Annotated in this window: 23 protein-coding genes; 18 read left to right on the top strand and 5 right to left on the bottom strand. The window is 65.1% G+C overall.

The features are described from left to right. Window positions 1-130 precede the first annotated feature (130 nt). From rplN to htpX, 18 genes are all read left to right on the top strand, one after another. Complete coding sequence (rplN, locus tag NGK70_RS25900) at window positions 131-499, top strand: 50S ribosomal protein L14 (protein WP_251971300.1); 369 nt, start codon at window positions 131-133, stop codon at window positions 497-499. Window positions 500-519: 20 nt separating this feature from the next. Then, window positions 520-837 carry a 50S ribosomal protein L24 gene (rplX, locus tag NGK70_RS25895; protein WP_251971299.1) on the top strand — a complete coding sequence of 106 codons (318 nt, stop codon included), beginning with the start codon at window positions 520-522 and terminating at the stop codon, window positions 835-837. Window positions 838-851: 14 nt separating this feature from the next. Then, window positions 852-1403 (top strand): 50S ribosomal protein L5, encoded by a 552-nt coding sequence (gene rplE, locus NGK70_RS25890; RefSeq protein ID WP_251971298.1) that lies wholly within the window; start codon window positions 852-854, stop codon window positions 1401-1403. A gap of 8 nt (window positions 1404-1411) precedes the next feature. Continuing rightward, complete coding sequence (gene rpsN, locus NGK70_RS25885) at window positions 1412-1717, top strand: 30S ribosomal protein S14 (RefSeq protein ID WP_251971297.1); 306 nt, start codon at window positions 1412-1414, stop codon at window positions 1715-1717. A gap of 35 nt (window positions 1718-1752) precedes the next feature. Continuing rightward, window positions 1753-2148, top strand: coding sequence for a 30S ribosomal protein S8 (gene rpsH, locus NGK70_RS25880; RefSeq protein ID WP_251971296.1), 396 nt, complete (start codon window positions 1753-1755; stop codon window positions 2146-2148). A gap of 15 nt (window positions 2149-2163) precedes the next feature. Continuing rightward, window positions 2164-2697 carry a 50S ribosomal protein L6 gene (rplF, locus tag NGK70_RS25875; protein ID WP_251971295.1) on the top strand — a complete coding sequence of 178 codons (534 nt, stop codon included), beginning with the start codon at window positions 2164-2166 and terminating at the stop codon, window positions 2695-2697. A gap of 11 nt (window positions 2698-2708) precedes the next feature. After that, window positions 2709-3074, top strand: a complete 366-nt coding sequence (rplR, locus tag NGK70_RS25870) for a 50S ribosomal protein L18 (protein ID WP_251971294.1) — start codon at window positions 2709-2711, stop codon at window positions 3072-3074. Between the two features lie 30 nt (window positions 3075-3104). Next, on the top strand, window positions 3105-3623 hold the full coding sequence (gene rpsE / locus NGK70_RS25865) for a 30S ribosomal protein S5 (RefSeq protein WP_251971293.1): 519 nt from the start codon (window positions 3105-3107) through the stop codon (window positions 3621-3623). Between the two features lie 17 nt (window positions 3624-3640). Next, window positions 3641-3823, top strand: a complete 183-nt coding sequence (rpmD, locus tag NGK70_RS25860) for a 50S ribosomal protein L30 (protein ID WP_251971292.1) — start codon at window positions 3641-3643, stop codon at window positions 3821-3823. A gap of 25 nt (window positions 3824-3848) precedes the next feature. Beyond that, on the top strand, window positions 3849-4283 hold the full coding sequence (gene rplO, locus NGK70_RS25855) for a 50S ribosomal protein L15 (protein WP_251971291.1): 435 nt from the start codon (window positions 3849-3851) through the stop codon (window positions 4281-4283). Between the two features lie 43 nt (window positions 4284-4326). Further along, a complete protein-coding gene (gene secY / locus NGK70_RS25850) occupies window positions 4327-5637 on the top strand; it encodes a preprotein translocase subunit SecY (protein WP_251971290.1) in 1311 nt (436 codons plus the stop codon). Window positions 5638-5789: 152 nt separating this feature from the next. Further along, entirely contained in the window at window positions 5790-5903 is a 114-nt protein-coding gene (gene rpmJ, locus NGK70_RS25845; protein ID WP_012348927.1) for a 50S ribosomal protein L36, read from the top strand. A 38-nt stretch (window positions 5904-5941) separates the two neighbouring features. After that, window positions 5942-6307 carry a 30S ribosomal protein S13 gene (rpsM, locus tag NGK70_RS25840; RefSeq protein WP_251971289.1) on the top strand — a complete coding sequence of 122 codons (366 nt, stop codon included), beginning with the start codon at window positions 5942-5944 and terminating at the stop codon, window positions 6305-6307. 36 nt (window positions 6308-6343) lie between these two features. After that, the gene (gene rpsK, locus NGK70_RS25835; protein WP_251971288.1) at window positions 6344-6748 is read left to right on the top strand and encodes a 30S ribosomal protein S11; all 405 of its coding nucleotides are present in this window, start codon (window positions 6344-6346) and stop codon (window positions 6746-6748) included. Between the two features lie 226 nt (window positions 6749-6974). After that, window positions 6975-7598, top strand: a complete 624-nt coding sequence (gene rpsD, locus NGK70_RS25830; RefSeq protein ID WP_251971287.1) for a 30S ribosomal protein S4 — start codon at window positions 6975-6977, stop codon at window positions 7596-7598. 137 nt (window positions 7599-7735) lie between these two features. Next, window positions 7736-8722 carry a DNA-directed RNA polymerase subunit alpha gene (locus NGK70_RS25825; protein ID WP_251971286.1) on the top strand — a complete coding sequence of 329 codons (987 nt, stop codon included), beginning with the start codon at window positions 7736-7738 and terminating at the stop codon, window positions 8720-8722. 105 nt (window positions 8723-8827) lie between these two features. Further along, the gene (gene rplQ, locus NGK70_RS25820) at window positions 8828-9229 is read left to right on the top strand and encodes a 50S ribosomal protein L17 (RefSeq protein ID WP_251971285.1); all 402 of its coding nucleotides are present in this window, start codon (window positions 8828-8830) and stop codon (window positions 9227-9229) included. Between the two features lie 188 nt (window positions 9230-9417). Further along, the gene (gene htpX / locus NGK70_RS25815; RefSeq protein ID WP_251971284.1) at window positions 9418-10293 is read left to right on the top strand and encodes a protease HtpX; all 876 of its coding nucleotides are present in this window, start codon (window positions 9418-9420) and stop codon (window positions 10291-10293) included. An 83-nt stretch (window positions 10294-10376) separates the two neighbouring features. Here the strand turns inward: htpX and clsB are convergent, their stop codons facing one another. The 5 genes from clsB to aspS form a co-directional block, all read right to left on the bottom strand. Further along, window positions 10377-11687: a cardiolipin synthase ClsB gene (clsB, locus tag NGK70_RS25810; RefSeq protein ID WP_251971283.1), complete on the bottom strand. Its 1311-nt coding sequence runs from the start codon at window positions 11685-11687 to the stop codon at window positions 10377-10379. 7 nt (window positions 11688-11694) lie between these two features. Next, window positions 11695-12525 carry an endonuclease/exonuclease/phosphatase family protein gene (locus NGK70_RS25805; RefSeq protein ID WP_251971282.1) on the bottom strand — a complete coding sequence of 277 codons (831 nt, stop codon included), beginning with the start codon at window positions 12523-12525 and terminating at the stop codon, window positions 11695-11697. 34 nt (window positions 12526-12559) lie between these two features. After that, entirely contained in the window at window positions 12560-13048 is a 489-nt protein-coding gene (gene nudB / locus NGK70_RS25800; RefSeq protein WP_251971281.1) for a dihydroneopterin triphosphate diphosphatase, read from the bottom strand. 76 nt (window positions 13049-13124) lie between these two features. Further along, window positions 13125-13949, bottom strand: a complete 825-nt coding sequence (locus NGK70_RS25795; RefSeq protein ID WP_251971280.1) for a hypothetical protein — start codon at window positions 13947-13949, stop codon at window positions 13125-13127. Between the two features lie 117 nt (window positions 13950-14066). Further along, entirely contained in the window at window positions 14067-15863 is a 1797-nt protein-coding gene (gene aspS, locus NGK70_RS25790) for an aspartate--tRNA ligase (protein ID WP_251971279.1), read from the bottom strand. Between the last annotated feature and the right edge of the window lie 48 nt (window positions 15864-15911).

Below are 15911 nucleotides of genomic sequence, written 5' to 3'. Positions count from 1 at the left end.
CCAGTTTCGCCCCCAAGCGCAGTCTGTTGATGACCTCCGGGTTGTCTTGCGGACTGCGACACGGGCCCAAGACTGACCGTGTACGTAGGCCGAGCCAGGTCGATTGCGCGGGATAAGTTGGGAACAAGACATGATCCAAATGCAATCGCGACTTGATGTCGCGGACAACACCGGTGCCAAGTCCGTCATGTGCATCAAGGTGCTTGGCGGTTCCAAGCGCCGTTATGCCGGTATCGGTGACGTGATCAAGGTCAGCATCAAGGAAGCTGCGCCGCGTGGTCGCGTCAAAAAAGGCGAGGTCTACAGTGCCGTGGTCGTGCGCACCGCCAAGGGTGTGCGCCGCCAGGACGGGTCCCTCGTGAAGTTCGATGGCAATGCAGCGGTGTTGCTGAACAACAAGCTGGAGCCGATCGGCACCCGCATCTTCGGCCCGGTGACCCGCGAACTGCGGACCGAGCGCTTCATGAAGATCGTGTCGCTCGCGCCCGAAGTGCTCTGAGCCACCGCGAGGAACAGGCCATGAACAAGATTCGCAAGGGCGACGAAGTCATCGTGTTGACCGGTCGCGACAAGGGCAAGCGCGGTAGCGTGTCGCTGCGTGTGGATGACGATCATCTGGTCGTCGATGGCGTCAATGTCGCCAAGAAGCATGTGCGGCCGAATCCGCTCAAGGGTACGACCGGTGGCATCGTCGACAAGACCATGCCGATCCACCAATCCAATGTGGCGATCTACAACCCCGCAACCGGCAAGGCCGATCGCGTGGGGATCAAGCTGCTGGCTGACGGCAAGAAAGTGCGCGTCTTCAAGTCCAGCGGCGAAGAGATCAAGGCCTGAGGTAGGGGTTGCAAATGGCTCAACAACAAGCTCGCCTGCAGGCGTTCTATCGCGACAAGGTCGTTCCGGATCTGGTGGCCAAGTTTGGCTACAAGTCGGTCATGGAAGTGCCGCGTTTCGAGAAGATCACCTTGAACATGGGTGTGTCCGAGGCTGTGTCCGACAAGAAGGTCATGGAGCACGCGGTGGGTGATCTGACCAAGATCGCCGGCCAGAAGCCCGTGGTCACGAAGTCGCGCAAGCCGATCGCCGGTTTCAAGATCCGCGAAAACGTGCCCATCGGCTGCATGGTCACGCTGCGCGGCGTGCGCATGTTCGAATTCCTGGATCGCTTCGTGACGATCGCCCTGCCTCGTGTGCGTGACTTCCGCGGTATCTCGGGTCGCTCCTTCGACGGCCGTGGCAACTACAACATCGGCGTCAAGGAACAGATCATCTTCCCGGAAATCGAGTACGACAAGGTGGATGCGCTGCGTGGTCTGAATATCAGCATCACGACGTCGGCCCGGAGTGACGACGAGTGCAAGGCGCTGCTGTCGGCCTTCCGCTTCCCGTTCAAGAACTGAGGTCTGACGTGGCAAAACTCTCTCTCATGCAGCGCGAAGAAAAGCGCGAGAAGCTGGTTGCAAAGTACGCGAAGAAGTACGCCGAACTGAAGGCCATCATCGCGGACCAGGGCAAGTCGGAAGACGAGCGCTATTTCGCCCGCCTCGCGCTGCAGAAGCTGCCGCGCAATGCCAACCCGACCCGCCTGCGCGCCCGCTGCGAAATCACCGGACGTCCGCGTGGCACGTTCCGCAAGTTCGGTCTGGGGCGCACCAAGATCCGTGAACTGGCATTCCGTGGCGACATCCCGGGTGTCGTCAAGGCCAGCTGGTAATTCAGCGTCCCCAGGGCACGAACAGGAGAAATCCAATGAGCATGAGTGATCCCATTGCGGACATGCTGACCCGCATTCGCAATGCGCAGTCGGTCGAGAAGGTCAGCGTGGCGATGCCCTCGTCCAAGCTGAAGGCGGCCATCGCGCAGGTGCTGAAGGACGAAGGCTACATCGATGGCTTCGCCGTGAAGAACGAGGGCGGCAAGTCGCAGCTCGAGATCTCGCTGAAGTACTACGCCGGTCGGCCTGTCATCGAGCGCATCGAGCGTGTCAGTCGTCCTGGCCTGCGCGTCTACAAGGGTCGTCACGACATTCCGCAGGTCCTCAACGGCCTGGGTGTGGCGATCGTGACCACGCCGAAGGGCGTGATGACCGACCGCAAGGCGCGCGCTGCCGGTATCGGCGGCGAAGTGCTGTGCTACGTCGCCTAAGAGGAAGGAACGGAAATGTCCCGCGTTGGAAAGATGCCGGTGGCCGTCCCTCAAGGTGTCGAGGTGGCGCTCACTGCTGACCAGATCAGCGTCAAGGGCGCCCAGGGTGCCTTGGTGCGTCCGGTCCACCGCCTGGTGAAGGTCGCCAGCGAGAACGGTCAAATCAACTTTGCACCTGCCGACGAGTCGGCAGAGGCGAATGCCATGTCGGGCACGATGCGCGCGCTGGTCGCGAACATGGTGACTGGTGTGAGCAAGGGCTTCGAGCGCAAGCTGAACCTGGTCGGCGTGGGTTTCCGCGCCCAGGCCCAGGGGCAGAAGCTCAACCTGCAGATCGGTTTCTCTCACCCCGTGGTGAAGGAAATGCCTGCAGGCATCAAGGTCGAGTGCCCGACCCAGACGGAAATCCTCATCAAGGGTGCTGACCGTCAGGTCGTCGGCCAGCTGGCCGCCGAGGTCCGCGCCTTCCGTCCTCCCGAGCCCTACAAGGGCAAGGGCATCCGTTATTCGGATGAAAAGGTCACGATCAAAGAGACCAAGAAGAAGTAAGGAGCCGCAGCATGTTGACCAAGAAAGAACAGCGGCTGCGTCGGTCTCGCCAGACCCGTGCCCGCATTGCGTTGCAGCAGGCGGTTCGGCTGGCCGTGTTCCGCACGAACCTGCACATCTACGCCCAGGTGATTTCCGAAGACGGTGGCAAGGTGCTCGCGAGTGCATCGACCGTCGAGAAGGAAGTGCGCGAGCAGCTTGGCGCTGCCGGCAAGGGCGGCAACGCCGCTGCCGCCACGCTGGTTGGCAAGCGGATCGCCGAAAAGGCGAAGGCTGCCGGCATCGAGAAGGTGGCGTTCGATCGCTCCGGTTTCGCCTACCACGGTCGCGTCAAGGCGCTGGCCGAGGCAGCGCGCGAAGCTGGCCTTCAGTTCTGACGCCCCGGCTCGCACACGAAGGAATACGAAATGGCTAAGTTTCAACCGAAGGTTGCGGACGAGGGTCGCGACGACGGCATGCGCGAGAAGATGATCCAGGTGAACCGCGTGACCAAGGTGGTCAAGGGCGGTCGGATCATGGGCTTCGCGGCACTGACGGTGGTCGGTGACGGGGATGGCCGCGTCGGCATGGGCAAGGGCAAGGCGCGTGAAGTGCCGGTGTCGGTCCAGAAGGCGATGGAGCAGGCTCGTCGCAACCTGATCAAGATCCCGCTGCGCAACGGCACGGTCCACCACAACGTGACCGGCGAGCACGGCGCTGCGAAGGTGCTGCTGGCACCGGCGCCCGCGGGTACCGGCATCATCGCCGGTGGTCCGATGCGCGCTGTGTTCGAGGTGCTCGGCATCACGGACATCGTTGCCAAGAGCCACGGCTCGACCAATCCCTACAACATGGTCCGTGCCACGTTCGACGCGCTCTCGCGCATCACGACCGCCTCGCAAGTGGCGGCCAAGCGTGGCAAGTCGGTTGAAGAAATCTTCAACTGATCGTCCAGGAGCACATGATGTCTGAACAAAAGACGGTCAAGGTCAAGCTGGTTCGCAGCCCCATCGGCACTCGCTCCGACCACCGCGCCACGGTGCGTGGCCTGGGTCTGCGCCGCGTGAACAGCGAATCCGTGCTGGTCGACACCCCGGCGGTGCGCGGCATGATCAACAAGATTTCCTACCTCGTTCAGGTGCTCTGAGCGCTGGCGGGACAGAAAGTACGACATGGAACTCAATACGATCCAGCCGGCCTCGGGTGCCAAGCACGCCAAGCGTCGTGTCGGTCGTGGCATCGGCTCCGGTCTGGGCAAGACCGCTGGCCGCGGCCACAAGGGTCAAAAGTCCCGCGCCGGTGGCTACCACAAGGTGGGCTTCGAAGGCGGCCAAATGCCGATGCAGCGTCGCCTGCCGAAGCGTGGCTTCAAGTCGGCCCTGCTGAAGTTCAACGCCGAAGTCAACCTGAACCAGTTGCAGCAACTGGGGGTGGACGAAGTCGACCTGGCTGTGCTGAAGCAGGCTGGCCTGGTGGGTCAGCTGGTCAAGGTGGTCAAGGTCATCAAGTCTGGCGAGCTGACCAAGAAGGTGGCACTCAAGGGCATCGGCGCCACCGCCGGCGCCAAGGCCGCCATTGAGGCTGCGGGCGGTTCACTCGACGCCTGAGGCGTCGAAACCGTCGAACGATTCGGCCCAGAACAGGTTCTCCGTGGCAACCAACGCAACACAGCTGGCCAAGAGCGGCAAGTTTGGCGACCTGCGTCGCCGGCTTGTTTTTCTGCTGCTGGCCCTCGTGGTCTACCGCATCGGCGCACACATCCCCGTGCCTGGGATCAACCCTGAGCAGCTCGCGCAGTTGTTCAAGGGGCAGCAGGGCGGCATCCTGAACCTGTTCAACATGTTCTCGGGTGGTGCGCTATCGCGCTTCACGGTCTTTGCCCTCGGGATCATGCCGTACATCTCGGCGTCGATCATCATGCAGCTCATGAGCTACGTGGTGCCGTCGCTGGAGGCACTGAAGAAGGAAGGCGAGTCCGGGCGTCGCAAGATCACGCAGTACACCCGCTACGGCACGCTGGGTCTGGCGATTTTCCAGTCGATGGGCATTGCCCTGGCGCTGGAAGGTTCGCCTGGGCTGGTGATTGATCCGGGGCCGATGTTCCGGATCAGCGCGATCGTCAGCCTGACCGCCGGCACGATGTTCCTGATGTGGCTGGGTGAGCAGATCACCGAGCGTGGTCTGGGCAACGGCATTTCGATCCTGATCTTCGCTGGTATCGCGGCCGGTCTGCCCAGTGCGATCGGTGGGTTGCTGAATCTGGTGAACACCGGGGCGATGAGCATCATCGCGGCGCTGTTCATCGTCGCGATCGTCGGGTTGGTGACCTTTGCAGTGGTGTTCGTCGAGCGTGGTCAGCGCAAGATCCTGGTGAACTACGCCAAGCGTCAGGTCGGCAATAAGGTCTATGGTGGCCAGTCGTCGCACCTGCCGCTGAAGATCAACATGTCGGGCGTGATCCCGCCAATCTTCGCGTCGTCGATCATCCTGCTGCCGGCCACGGTCGTCGGTTGGTTTGCGACCGGTGAGGGCATGCGCTGGCTGAAGGACATCTCGTCGGCGTTGTCACCGGGGCAGCCGATCTATGTGTTGCTGTACGCGGCGATGATCGTGTTCTTCTGCTTCTTCTATACGGCGCTGGTGTTCAACAGCCGTGAGACTGCAGACAACCTCAAGAAGAGTGGTGCGTTCATCCCGGGTATTCGGCCAGGTGACCAGACTGCTCGGTACATCGACAAGATCCTGGCCAGGTTGACCCTGGGCGGTGCGGTCTACATCACTGCGGTGTGTCTGCTGCCCGAGTTCCTGGTTCTGAAATACAACGTGCCGTTCTACTTCGGTGGTACCTCGCTGTTGATCATCGTGGTCGTGACCATGGACTTCTGGGCGCAAGTGCAGTCGTACGTGATGTCGCAGCAGTACGACAACCTGTTGAAGAAGGCGAACTTCAAGGCAGGTTGATGAGGTAAGCAAGTCAGCCGGCGATGGTGGGGGTTGATCGTCAACAACGTATCGACCTCGGTATCTGTCAAAGGCGCGAATCGTTTTTCGGGCGCATTGAGCCCAACCCATTCAGCTTGCAAGCCAAGCGCAAGCCGACCTAGGAGAAGACCATGAAAGTCTCGGCATCCGTCAAGAAGATCTGCCGCAACTGCAAGATCATCCGTCGCAAGGGCGTGGTGCGAGTGATCTGCACCGACCCGCGCCACAAGCAGCGTCAGGGTTGAGCCACCCCCGCCGCGCAGGAAACGTTTAGAGGATTCACATGGCACGTATTGCTGGTATCAACATCCCGCCGCACAAGCACGCAGAGATCGGGCTGACGGCGATCTACGGCATCGGCCGCACCACCGCACAGAAGATCTGTGACAGCTGCGGGATTCCGTTCAGCAAGAAGGTCAAGGATCTGTCGGACACCGATCTGGAGAAGATCCGGGAAGAAGTCGGTCGCATGACCATCGAGGGCGACCTGCGTCGCGAGATCTCGATCAACATCAAGCGACTGATGGACCTGGGTTGCTACCGTGGGTTCCGTCACCGCCGTGGTCTGCCGGTCCGTGGTCAGCGCACCCGTACAAACTCCCGCACGCGCAAGGGCCCGAAGAAGGGTGCCGCGGCGCTGAAGAAGTAATTCGCAGTGTCACTGCGCGCTGGAAAGATCTGAGTCATGGCAAAAGCACCTGTCAACAACGCCGCACGTCGCGTCAGCAAGAAAGTCCGCAAGAACATTGCTGACGGCATTGCCCACGTGCACGCCTCGTTCAACAACACGATCATCACGATCACCGACCGCCAGGGCAATGCGTTGTCCTGGGCGTCCAGTGGCGGCCAGGGCTTCAAGGGTTCGCGCAAGTCGACCCCGTTTGCCGCCCAGGTGGCTGCGGAAGTCGCCGGTCGTGCTGCGCAAGAGCAGGGCATCAAGAACCTCGAAGTTCAGATCAAGGGCCCTGGCCCGGGTCGTGAGTCGTCGGTGCGTGCCCTGGCCTCGCTGGGCATCCGCATTGCGCTGATCTCCGACGTGACGCCCGTGCCGCACAACGGCTGCCGTCCCCAGAAGCGTCGCCGCATCTGATTCACGACGCGCGCCTCGTGCGCGCGTTCGTGTAGCCAGTCTATAATGCTCGGCTGTCCGGCGAGCGCCTTGGTGCGCCGCCGGTTTTTCCGTTGAAGTCCAGGCGTCGCGAGCAGCGCCACTTTCCGGACTCATTTCCTAAGACCACCGTTCGGGTCGCCAGCCGGCCCGGACTCGCGCGAGGAACGCTTCTCGCGTCAGACAGAACCTCCCAAAGGACAACACTGTGGCACGTTATCTCGGACCGAAGGCCAAACTGGCCCGTCGCGAAGGCACCGACCTGTTCCTCAAGAGCGCCCGCCGCTCGATCAGCGACAAGGCCAAGTTCGACTCCAAGCCGGGTCAGCATGGTCGCACTTCCGGCTCGCGCACTTCCGACTATGGCCTGCAACTGCGTGAAAAGCAGAAGGTCAAGCGCATGTATGGCGTGCTGGAGCGTCAGTTCCGTCGCTATTTCGCTGAAGCCGAGCGCCGTAAGGGCAATACCGGCGCAAACCTGCTGCTGATCCTTGAGTCCCGTCTGGACAACGTCGTCTACCGCATGGGCTTTGGTTCGACCCGTGCCGAAGCGCGCCAACTGGTGTCGCACAAGGCGGTGACGGTGAACGGCGAGGTGGTGAACATTCCGTCGTACATGGTCAAGGCTGGCGACGTCGTGTCTGTGCGTGAAAAGGCCAAGAAGCAGCTGCGTATCGCCGACGCGCTCAAGCTGGCCGATTCGATCGGCCTGCCGGGCTGGGTGGCTGTGGACATCACCAAGATGGAAGGTGTGTTCAAGAAGGCCCCGGACCGCGATGAATTCGGCGCCGACATCAACGAATCGCTGATCGTCGAACTCTATTCGCGTTGATGAGCGGCCCGCCGCGTCGCCTGCTGGCGGCGTGGCGACCCTTGGCAACGCCTGCCGGTGCCGGGTGGCGTCCCCGGAATCGGCCCGTCCTCAGCCTTATCGGTGTAACGAGCCGAGGGTATTGACAGGAACCATCAATGCAAACCAATCTGCTGAAGCCCAAGGCCATCAACGTCGAACCGCTGGGTGGTCACCGTGCCAAGGTGATCCTCGAGCCGTTCGAGCGGGGATACGGCCACACCCTGGGCAACGCGTTGCGTCGCGTGTTGCTGTCGTCGATGGTGGGCTACGCGCCGACCGAGGTGACGATCGCCGGCGTGCTCCACGAGTATTCCACCGTGGACGGCGTTCAGGAAGACGTGGTTCACATCATGTTGAACCTCAAGGGCGTGGTGTTTCGCCTGCACAACCGTGATGAGGTCACGCTCGTGCTGCGCAAGGAGGGCGAAGGCCCGGTGCGCGCTGGCGACATCCAGACCCCGCACGATGTCGAGATCATCAACCCGGACCAGGTCATTGCGCACCTGGCGCAGGGTGGCAAGCTCGACATGCAGATCAAGGTCGAGAAGGGCCGTGGCTACGTGCCGGGCAGCATGCGTCGCTACGCCGATGAGCCGACCAAGTCGATTGGCCGCATCGTGCTGGATGCTTCGTTCTCCCCGGTCAAGCGCGTCAGCTATACCGTCGAAAGCGCCCGCGTCGAGCAGCGTACCGACCTGGACAAGCTGGTGATGGAGATCGAGACCAACGGTGCGATCTCCCCGGAAGAGTCCATCCGTGCGTCGGCCAAGATCCTGGTCGAGCAGCTTGCGGTGTTCGCCCAACTCGAAGGTGCCGACCTCGCCGCCTTCGACACGCCGGCGCCGCGGGCCCAGCACTTCGATCCGATCCTGCTGCGTCCGGTGGACGAGTTGGAGCTGACGGTGCGCTCGGCCAACTGCCTGAAGGCCGAGAACATCTACTACATCGGCGACCTGATCCAGCGCACCGAGACCGAGCTGCTCAAGACCCCGAACCTGGGTCGCAAGTCGCTCAACGAGATCAAGGAAGTGCTGGCCTCGCGTGGCCTGACCCTGGGTGCGCGCCTGGAGAACTGGCCGCCGCAAGGTCTCGACAAGCGTTGATTCGGCGCGAATCGCATTTTTTGAAGGTGGGCGGGGCTCGAACCCGCCCGGTGCACCCGGCGGTACCTGATCCGGCCACCGGTTTTATAAGGAAAGGAAAGCACCATGCGTCACGGAAACGGACTGCGCAAACTCAACCGTACCTCGTCGCATCGCCTGGCGATGCTGCGCAACATGGCCAACTCGCTGATCGAGCACGAGGCCATCAAGACCACCGTTCCGAAGGCCAAGGAACTGCGCCGCGTCGTCGAGCCGCTGATCACGCTGGCCAAGACGCCCACGGTGGCGAATCGCCGCCTGGCGTTCGACCGCCTGCGCAGCCGCGACAACGTCGTCAAGCTGTTCGACGTCCTGGGTCCGCGCTTCGCCGCGCGTCCGGGCGGCTATACCCGCATCCTGAAGATGGGTTTCCGCGTGGGCGACAACGCGCCGATGGCCTACATCGAGCTGGTGGACCGTGGCGAAGAAGCCCCCGCCGCCGGGGTGGCTGCCGACAAGGCGGAGTGATGCTGTCGGGGCTCTCCTGACGGGGGGCCTGAACGCTGTCAGGAAGGCCGGCACATGCCGGCCTTTGTCATTGGTGCGTCCGCGAAGTGGCCGGTACGCGCTCGGTGGCCGAGGTCTTGAATGCCTGGCTGGCAGGCCCCATCTGTTTCAGGCAGCATCGGCTGCGTGTCACCTGCCTTGCCATCGCCATGAAACGCGTCCTTCTCTTTCTGCTGACCAACCTGGCCGTGATGCTGGTGCTGGGGATTGCTTCGAGGCTGCTCGGCGTCGATCGCTTCCTGAGCGCCAACGGCCTGAACCTCGGTGCTTTGCTGGGCTTTGCACTGCTGATGGGCTTTGGCGGTGCCACCATCTCGCTGCTCATGAGCAAGCCGATGGCCAAGTGGAGCACCGGCGCGGTGGTCATCAACGACTCGCCAGAGGCGATGCACCGCTGGATCGTTGGCACGGTGGCCAACTTCTCGCAGCGCGCCGGCATCGGCATGCCCGAGGTGGCCCTCTACGAGGGGGAGCCCAACGCCTTCGCCACCGGCGCCTTCAAGAACTCGGCCCTGGTGGCGGTGTCCACTGGCCTGCTGCAGTCGATGAGCCGCGAGGAGGTCGAGGCGGTGATCGGCCACGAGGTGGCCCACGTCGCCAACGGTGACATGGTGACGATGACGCTGATCCAGGGCGTGATGAACACCTTCGTGGTTTTCCTCTCGCGCGCGATCGGCTACTTCGTCGACCGGGTCTTGCTGAAGAATGACCGTGAAGGCCCGGGCATCGGCTACATGGTCACCTCGGTGATCCTGGACATGGTGCTGGGCGTGCTGGCTGCCGTGATCGTGGCCTGGTTTTCGCGGCAACGCGAGTTCCGTGCCGACGCGGGTGCCGCTGAACTGATGGGGAGCAAGCAGCCAATGATGCGTGCGCTGGCGCGTCTGGGCGGCCTGGATCCTGGTGACCTGCCGCAGAGCGTGGCCACGATGGGCATCTCGGGCCGGCCCAGCGGGCTGCTCGCCCTGTTGAGCAGCCATCCGCCGATCGAGGAGCGTATCCGCGCGCTGCGCGACGGCCGCTGAGTCAAGAAAACGCCGGGCCGCCCCAAGTTTTCTTGCGCCCCCGCGGGGGGCCGGGACGGGCAACGCCCGGCCCTTGGGGGTGCTCAGTACCGCCCGGTCACGCCGGCCAGCCGCAGGTAGACGTAGGCGCACCAAGCCACCACGGCGCGACGCAGCAGGCGCACCCAGCTGCGCTCGTGCAGCACCTCTTCGCGCAGGACCTCGTGTGACTGCTGCACAGCCGCCTCCACCTCCCGGCGCATGCCGGCGGCGAAGGCATCATCGCGCACGATGAGGTTGGACTCCAGGTTCAGCAGCAGCGACAGTGGGTCGATGTTGGAGCTGCCCACAGTGGCCCAGCGGTCGTCGACCACCATCACCTTGGCGTGCAGGAAAGCGGGCAGGTACTCGTGGATGCGCACGCCGCCGCGTATCAGCTCGCCATACAGCACCCGGGCGGCCAAGGCGGCGAAGCGGTAGTCCACCTTGCCCTGCAGCAGCAGGTGCACGCTCACGCCGCGCTGCGCCGCCGCGACCAGCGCACGCCGGAAGTGATTGCCCGGGTAGAAGTAGGGCGTGACGATCCACAGGCTCTCGCGCGCCATGCCGATGGCCTGGATGTAGGCCCGCTCGATGGTGCGGCGCTGGCGGAAGTTGTCGCGCACCACGAAGGCGCAGTGCACCGGCCGGCCGGGCACCCTGTCCTGGGGACGGAGCGGGCGCCGCGTCAGGCGCAGGCGTGACCAGAGGGCGCGCATCTGCTGCCAGGGCCGACGGGCGCGCAGGATCGCCTGGGCCTCGGAGCGCCAATCCCGACCGAACCAGGCGCGCGACCACATCGCCCGGGCCGCCTGCTCCATCGGCGCGACCACTGGGCCGTGCGCCCGTACGGCAAAGTCCAGGCGCGGCTGCTCGCTGTGCCCGTGGTTCAGATCGATGTGGTCGTCGATGAGGTTGATGCCACCGACGAAGCCCAGCTCGCCATCGACGATGCAGACCTTCATGTGCAGGCGCCGCAGCTGGCCAGGCTGCAGCCAGTGGGTCCAGCGCTGCAGCGGACGGAACACCGCCAGCGCCACCCCCGAATCTGCCAGCCGCTGCTGCAGTGCCGTCAGCCCCTGGTGCGTGCCGAACCCGTCCACCACCATGCGCACGCGCACGCCGCGCCGTGCGGCGGCACACAGCGCGTCGAGCACCGGCTGCGTGGCCGTGTCGATGTGAAAGATGTAGGTTGCCAGCCAGACCTCGTGGCGCGCCCGGTGGATCGCCGCTGCCACGGCTGGAAAGAGGTCTTTCCCCCCGCGCAACAGCTGGACCTCGTTACCGCCGCTGAACACCGGCCGCCCGACGAGGTACCAGCTCCAGTCCGGCGAGGTGGGTGGGTCGGCGTGGCCGTCAGGCAGGGGCGGTGGCATCGGCGCCTCAGGCGAGTCCCAGTTCCGCCACCAACGGCAGGTGGTCTGACATGCGGGCCCAGGCCGGGCCGCGTGGTACGGTCATCGACAGGCAGCGCAGCCCGCGTGTGTACATGCGGTCCAGTGCGAACAGCGGCATGCGCGAGGGAAAGGTGACCGGGCTGCGCGGTGTCCCCGGTGGCGCCGCGCGCACCAGTCCGCTGGCAACGAGGGCGGGGTCGAGCCGCTCGCCCCAGTCGTTGAAGTCACCGGCCACCAGCACCGGCGCGGCGGGGGGGACCTCGGCGGCGATGTATGCGCCCAGGCGCTGCGCCTGCCGAATCCGGCTGGCATGCACCAGGCCGAAGTGCGCCACGATGCAATGCACCGCCTGGCCCTGCCAATGCACCACCACATGCAGCAGGCCGCGCTGCTCGAAGCGGTGGTCCGACACATCGTGGTGCTCCACCTCGCCCAATGGCCAGCGCGACAGCAGGGCGTTGCCGTGCTCGCCGTCGCGCGTCACGGCGTTGGTGCGATAGGCGGCCTCGTAGCCCTCGGGGGCGAGGAACTCGGCCTGGCCCTGTTCCGGCCAGCCGAACCAGGTGCGGTCGAAGCGGCGCGCATCACGGTGGTGGAACAGCCGGACCTCCTGCAGGAAGACCAAGTCGGCATCAAGTGCCTTCACCCCGAGGCCGAGGTTGTGGATCTCCAGCCGCTTGCGAGGCCCGACGCCGCGCACGCCCTTGTGGATGTTGTACGTGGCCACGCGCAGGCGGGCCACGCCGTCGTCGGCCGGCAGGTCGGTGCTGGCACGTGGGGGTCGTCGCAGGCCGGTGGTGCCGTGACCTGTCTTCATGCCAATCCTCCTGGGTGTTCTGAAGTCACTGAAGTCAGCCGGGTGCGATCCCGCTGCGCCGGGGCAGCTGCAGGATGGCCTCTGCATTGCTGGGCGAAAAACAGCGGTCGGCCGCCTCCCGCCAGGGCAGCCAGACATGCTGCAGGTGCTCGCGCGGGGCGAGCCGCACGGCGATGTCGCGTGGCACGCACAGGCCGAACACATGCTCGGTGTTGTGCGTCACGCCGGGGGCGTAGCGGTGCCGCCAGACGGGGTAGATCTCATAGACATTGCGCAGCTGCCAGTCCTGCAGGGCCTGCGCCGGTACCTCGGCGGAGCCGACGAGGATGCCCGTCTCCTCGGCCACCTCGCGCCGGCAGGTGTCGTGCAGGGGCTCGTCGGCGTGGTCCCTGGAGCCCGTCACGCTCTGCCAGTACCCCGGATGGTCGGCGCGCTCAATCAGCAACACCTCGCCCTGCGGCGAGTGGATGACGACCAGGACCGATTCCGGGATCTTGGGGGGGCGCAGGGCGGCAGTGTTCATGCCGGTGAGGATAGCCGTAGCCGCACCTTACTTCATGCCACGCCGCGGGAATGCGGCCGCGTGCATCGGCTGTGGCTCAGCGCAACGCCACCACGGCCCAGAGCGCGGCGGTCAGCAGCAGTGCGTGCAAGAGGGCGGCCAGCCAGCCCCAACCCCGCCCGAGCCGGCTCGCGCCCGCCATCGTCGCCACGCCCGCGACCAGGCTCAACGGCGCCGCTGCCAGTGCCCACCAGGCCGAGGTCGGCAGCCAGTCGGCCCACCACCAGCCGAGCAGCCACGCGTGGCCAGCCAGTGCCAGCGCGCCGGACAGCAGCCTGAGCCTGGCTTTGTCACGCCCAGGGACCTTCTGCAAATGGGCAGCGGCGACGAGCAATGCCAATCCCCCACCCATGAGTGCGCCCATCGCACTGAAGCCATGGCGATGCGCCTGATCCACCCCGACGACGGTGAGCCAGCTGCCCAGGCCGGCAGCCAGTGCCCGCCAGACAGGTGCGACCGGAAGACCCGGACGGGTGGTGCCCCAGCCCAGTGCGATGGCTGCGATGCCGACCACCAGCAGGCCCGGCCCACTGCGGGCGGCGAGCAGGACACCTGCGCCGATCACCCCCATGGCGAGCATGTCTGCCCGGTCCCGCCAGGGACCGCCCTGCAGCCCGCTGGCCGCGGCACGGCGGCGCCACTGCAGCGCCAGGTGGCCGAGCGTCGCGACGGCGACCGCGGCGAGCGCCGTCGGCGTGTCGGCGCCGCAGCCGCAGGCCAGTGCCACGCTGAGGCCCAGCCCACCGGCTGCCAAGGTCAGGATCAGGTACAACGGGGTCGCTGAGCGTGGGCCGCCGGTCTCGAAGCTCGACATGGCGCGAGCATCGGCGTAATGCGGGCGGGCCGCGATGCGCGAGATCATGCCGGCGCCGCCACCCTGATGTCCAGGATGCGCTGGCGCAAGGCCGCGCTTCGGAGCACCCATGAAAAAGCCGGCCTCGCGGGCCGGCTCGTGCGGATCAGGTTGACGGCCTGTGCGTCAGGCCTGGGCAGCCGCCTGGGCGTTGCGAAGGCGGATGTGCAGCTCGCGCAACTGCTTTTCGTCGACCAGGCTGGGCGCGCCGGTCAGCAGGCACTGGGCGCGCTGGGTCTTCGGGAAGGCGATCACGTCGCGGATCGACTCGGCCTTGGTCATCAGCGTCACCAGGCGGTCCAGACCGAAGGCCAGGCCACCGTGCGGCGGCGCGCCGTACTGCAGGGCGTCGAGCAGGAAGCCGAACTTCACGCGCTGGTCCTCCGGCGAGATGTTCAGCGCAGCGAAGACCTTGGCCTGCACCTCGGCGCGGTGGATCCGCACCGAGCCGCCGCCCAGCTCCCAGCCGTTGAGCACCATGTCGTAGGCCTTGGCGACGCACTTGCCCGGGTCGGTGGCGAGGTGTTCCTCATGACCATCCTTCGGGCTGGTGAACGGGTGGTGGCAGGCATTCCAGCGCTGCTCGTCCTCGTCGTACTCGAACATCGGGAAGTCCACCACCCACAGCGGCGCCCAGCGGTCCTCGAACAGGCTGTTCTTCTTGCCGAAGTCGCTGTGGCCGACCTTCAGGCGCAGCGCGCCGATCGAGTCGTTGACCACCTTGGCGCGGTCGGCACCAAAGAACAGCAGGTCGCCGCTCTGTGCGCCGGTGCGGCTCAGGATGTCGGCAATCGCCTGGTCGTGCAGGTTCTTGACGATCGGGCTCTGCAGTCCGTCACGCCCCTTGGCGGCGTCGTTGACCTTGATCCAGGCCAGGCCCTTGGCGCCGTAGATCTTGACGAACTCGGTGTAGCCGTCGATCTCACCGCGGCTCATTGCTGCGCCGCCTGGCACGCGCAGCGCGACCACACGCCCGCCCGGGGTGGTGGCCGGGCCGGAGAAGACCTTGAAGTCCACCGTTCCCATCACGTCGGTCAGCTCGGTGAATTCGAGCCTGACGCGCAGGTCGGGCTTGTCCGAGCCGAAGCGGTGCATCGCCTCGCTGTAGGGCATCACCGGGTAGTCTCCCAGCTCGACGTTCATCGTCTTGCGGAAGACGTGGCGGATCATGCCCTCGAACATCGAGCGGATCTCCTCCTCGCCGAGGAAGGAGGTCTCGATGTCGATCTGCGTGAACTCGGGCTGGCGGTCCGCCCGCAGGTCCTCGTCCCGGAAGCACTTGGTGATCTGGTAGTAGCGGTCGAAGCCCGCGACCATCAGCAGCTGCTTGAACAGCTGGGGCGACTGCGGCAGCGCGAAGAAGTGGCCGTCGTGCACGCGGCTGGGCACCAGGTAGTCGCGTGCGCCTTCGGGCGTGGACTTGGTCAGCATCGGCGTCTCGATGTCGATGAAGCCCTGCTCGTCGAGGAACTTGCGTGCCTCCATCGCCACCTTGTAGCGCAGCATGAGGTTCTTCTGCATCGCGGGGCGGCGCAGATCCAGCACGCGGTGCGTCAGGCGGGTGGTTTCGGACAGGTTCTCGTCGTCGAGCGGGAAGGGCGGCGTCACGCTGGGGTTGAGCACCTCCAGCTCGTGGCACAGCACCTCGACCTTGCCCGAGACCAGGTTGGCGTTGTCGGTGCCACCCGGGCGGGCGCGCACCAGGCCGACCACCTTCAGGCAGAACTCGTTGCGCACGCCTTCGGCGGTCTTGAACATCTCGGGCCGGTCGGGGTCGCAGACGACCTGGACCAGGCCTTCGCGGTCACGCAGGTCAATGAAGATCACGCCGCCGTGGTCGCGGCGACGGTGGGCCCAGCCCATCAGGGTCACGGTCTGGCCCATCAGCTGTTCGCTGACCTGGCCGGCATAGCTGCTGCGCATGGAGGTTCTCCGTTGTCGCTCGTTCTGTATCGGTGAGGCGGGTGCGGG

Origin of the sequence: Sphaerotilus microaerophilus, from assembly GCF_023734135.1 — a bacterium.
In the GTDB taxonomy this organism is placed as follows: Bacteria; Pseudomonadota; Gammaproteobacteria; order Burkholderiales; family Burkholderiaceae_C; genus Sphaerotilus; species Sphaerotilus microaerophilus.
The sequence above is the reverse complement of the archived record's forward strand: the minus strand, read 5'-3'. Positions and strand labels throughout refer to the sequence as shown.

Bases quoted from the DNA above. Each gene is read 5' to 3' on its own strand.
- rplN (WP_251971300.1), top strand. From the start codon at position 131: ATGATCCAAATGCAATCGCGACTTGATGTCGCGGACAACACCGGTGCC.
- rplX (WP_251971299.1), top strand. From the start codon at position 520: ATGAACAAGATTCGCAAGGGCGACGAAGTCATCGTGTTGACCGGTCGC.
- rplE (WP_251971298.1), top strand. From the start codon at position 852: ATGGCTCAACAACAAGCTCGCCTGCAGGCGTTCTATCGCGACAAGGTC.
- rpsH (WP_251971296.1), top strand. From the start codon at position 1,753: ATGAGCATGAGTGATCCCATTGCGGACATGCTGACCCGCATTCGCAAT.
- rplF (WP_251971295.1), top strand. From the start codon at position 2,164: ATGTCCCGCGTTGGAAAGATGCCGGTGGCCGTCCCTCAAGGTGTCGAG.
- rplR (WP_251971294.1), top strand. From the start codon at position 2,709: ATGTTGACCAAGAAAGAACAGCGGCTGCGTCGGTCTCGCCAGACCCGT.
- rpsE (WP_251971293.1), top strand. From the start codon at position 3,105: ATGGCTAAGTTTCAACCGAAGGTTGCGGACGAGGGTCGCGACGACGGC.
- rpmD (WP_251971292.1), top strand. From the start codon at position 3,641: ATGTCTGAACAAAAGACGGTCAAGGTCAAGCTGGTTCGCAGCCCCATC.
- rplO (WP_251971291.1), top strand. From the start codon at position 3,849: ATGGAACTCAATACGATCCAGCCGGCCTCGGGTGCCAAGCACGCCAAG.
- rpmJ (WP_012348927.1), top strand. From the start codon at position 5,790: ATGAAAGTCTCGGCATCCGTCAAGAAGATCTGCCGCAACTGCAAGATC.
- rpsM (WP_251971289.1), top strand. From the start codon at position 5,942: ATGGCACGTATTGCTGGTATCAACATCCCGCCGCACAAGCACGCAGAG.
- rpsK (WP_251971288.1), top strand. From the start codon at position 6,344: ATGGCAAAAGCACCTGTCAACAACGCCGCACGTCGCGTCAGCAAGAAA.
- NGK70_RS25825 (WP_251971286.1), top strand. From the start codon at position 7,736: ATGCAAACCAATCTGCTGAAGCCCAAGGCCATCAACGTCGAACCGCTG.
- rplQ (WP_251971285.1), top strand. From the start codon at position 8,828: ATGCGTCACGGAAACGGACTGCGCAAACTCAACCGTACCTCGTCGCAT.
- htpX (WP_251971284.1), top strand. From the start codon at position 9,418: ATGAAACGCGTCCTTCTCTTTCTGCTGACCAACCTGGCCGTGATGCTG.
- clsB (WP_251971283.1), bottom strand. From the start codon at position 11,687: ATGCCACCGCCCCTGCCTGACGGCCACGCCGACCCACCCACCTCGCCG.
- NGK70_RS25805 (WP_251971282.1), bottom strand. From the start codon at position 12,525: ATGAAGACAGGTCACGGCACCACCGGCCTGCGACGACCCCCACGTGCC.
- nudB (WP_251971281.1), bottom strand. From the start codon at position 13,048: ATGAACACTGCCGCCCTGCGCCCCCCCAAGATCCCGGAATCGGTCCTG.
- NGK70_RS25795 (WP_251971280.1), bottom strand. From the start codon at position 13,949: ATGATCTCGCGCATCGCGGCCCGCCCGCATTACGCCGATGCTCGCGCC.
- aspS (WP_251971279.1), bottom strand. From the start codon at position 15,863: ATGCGCAGCAGCTATGCCGGCCAGGTCAGCGAACAGCTGATGGGCCAG.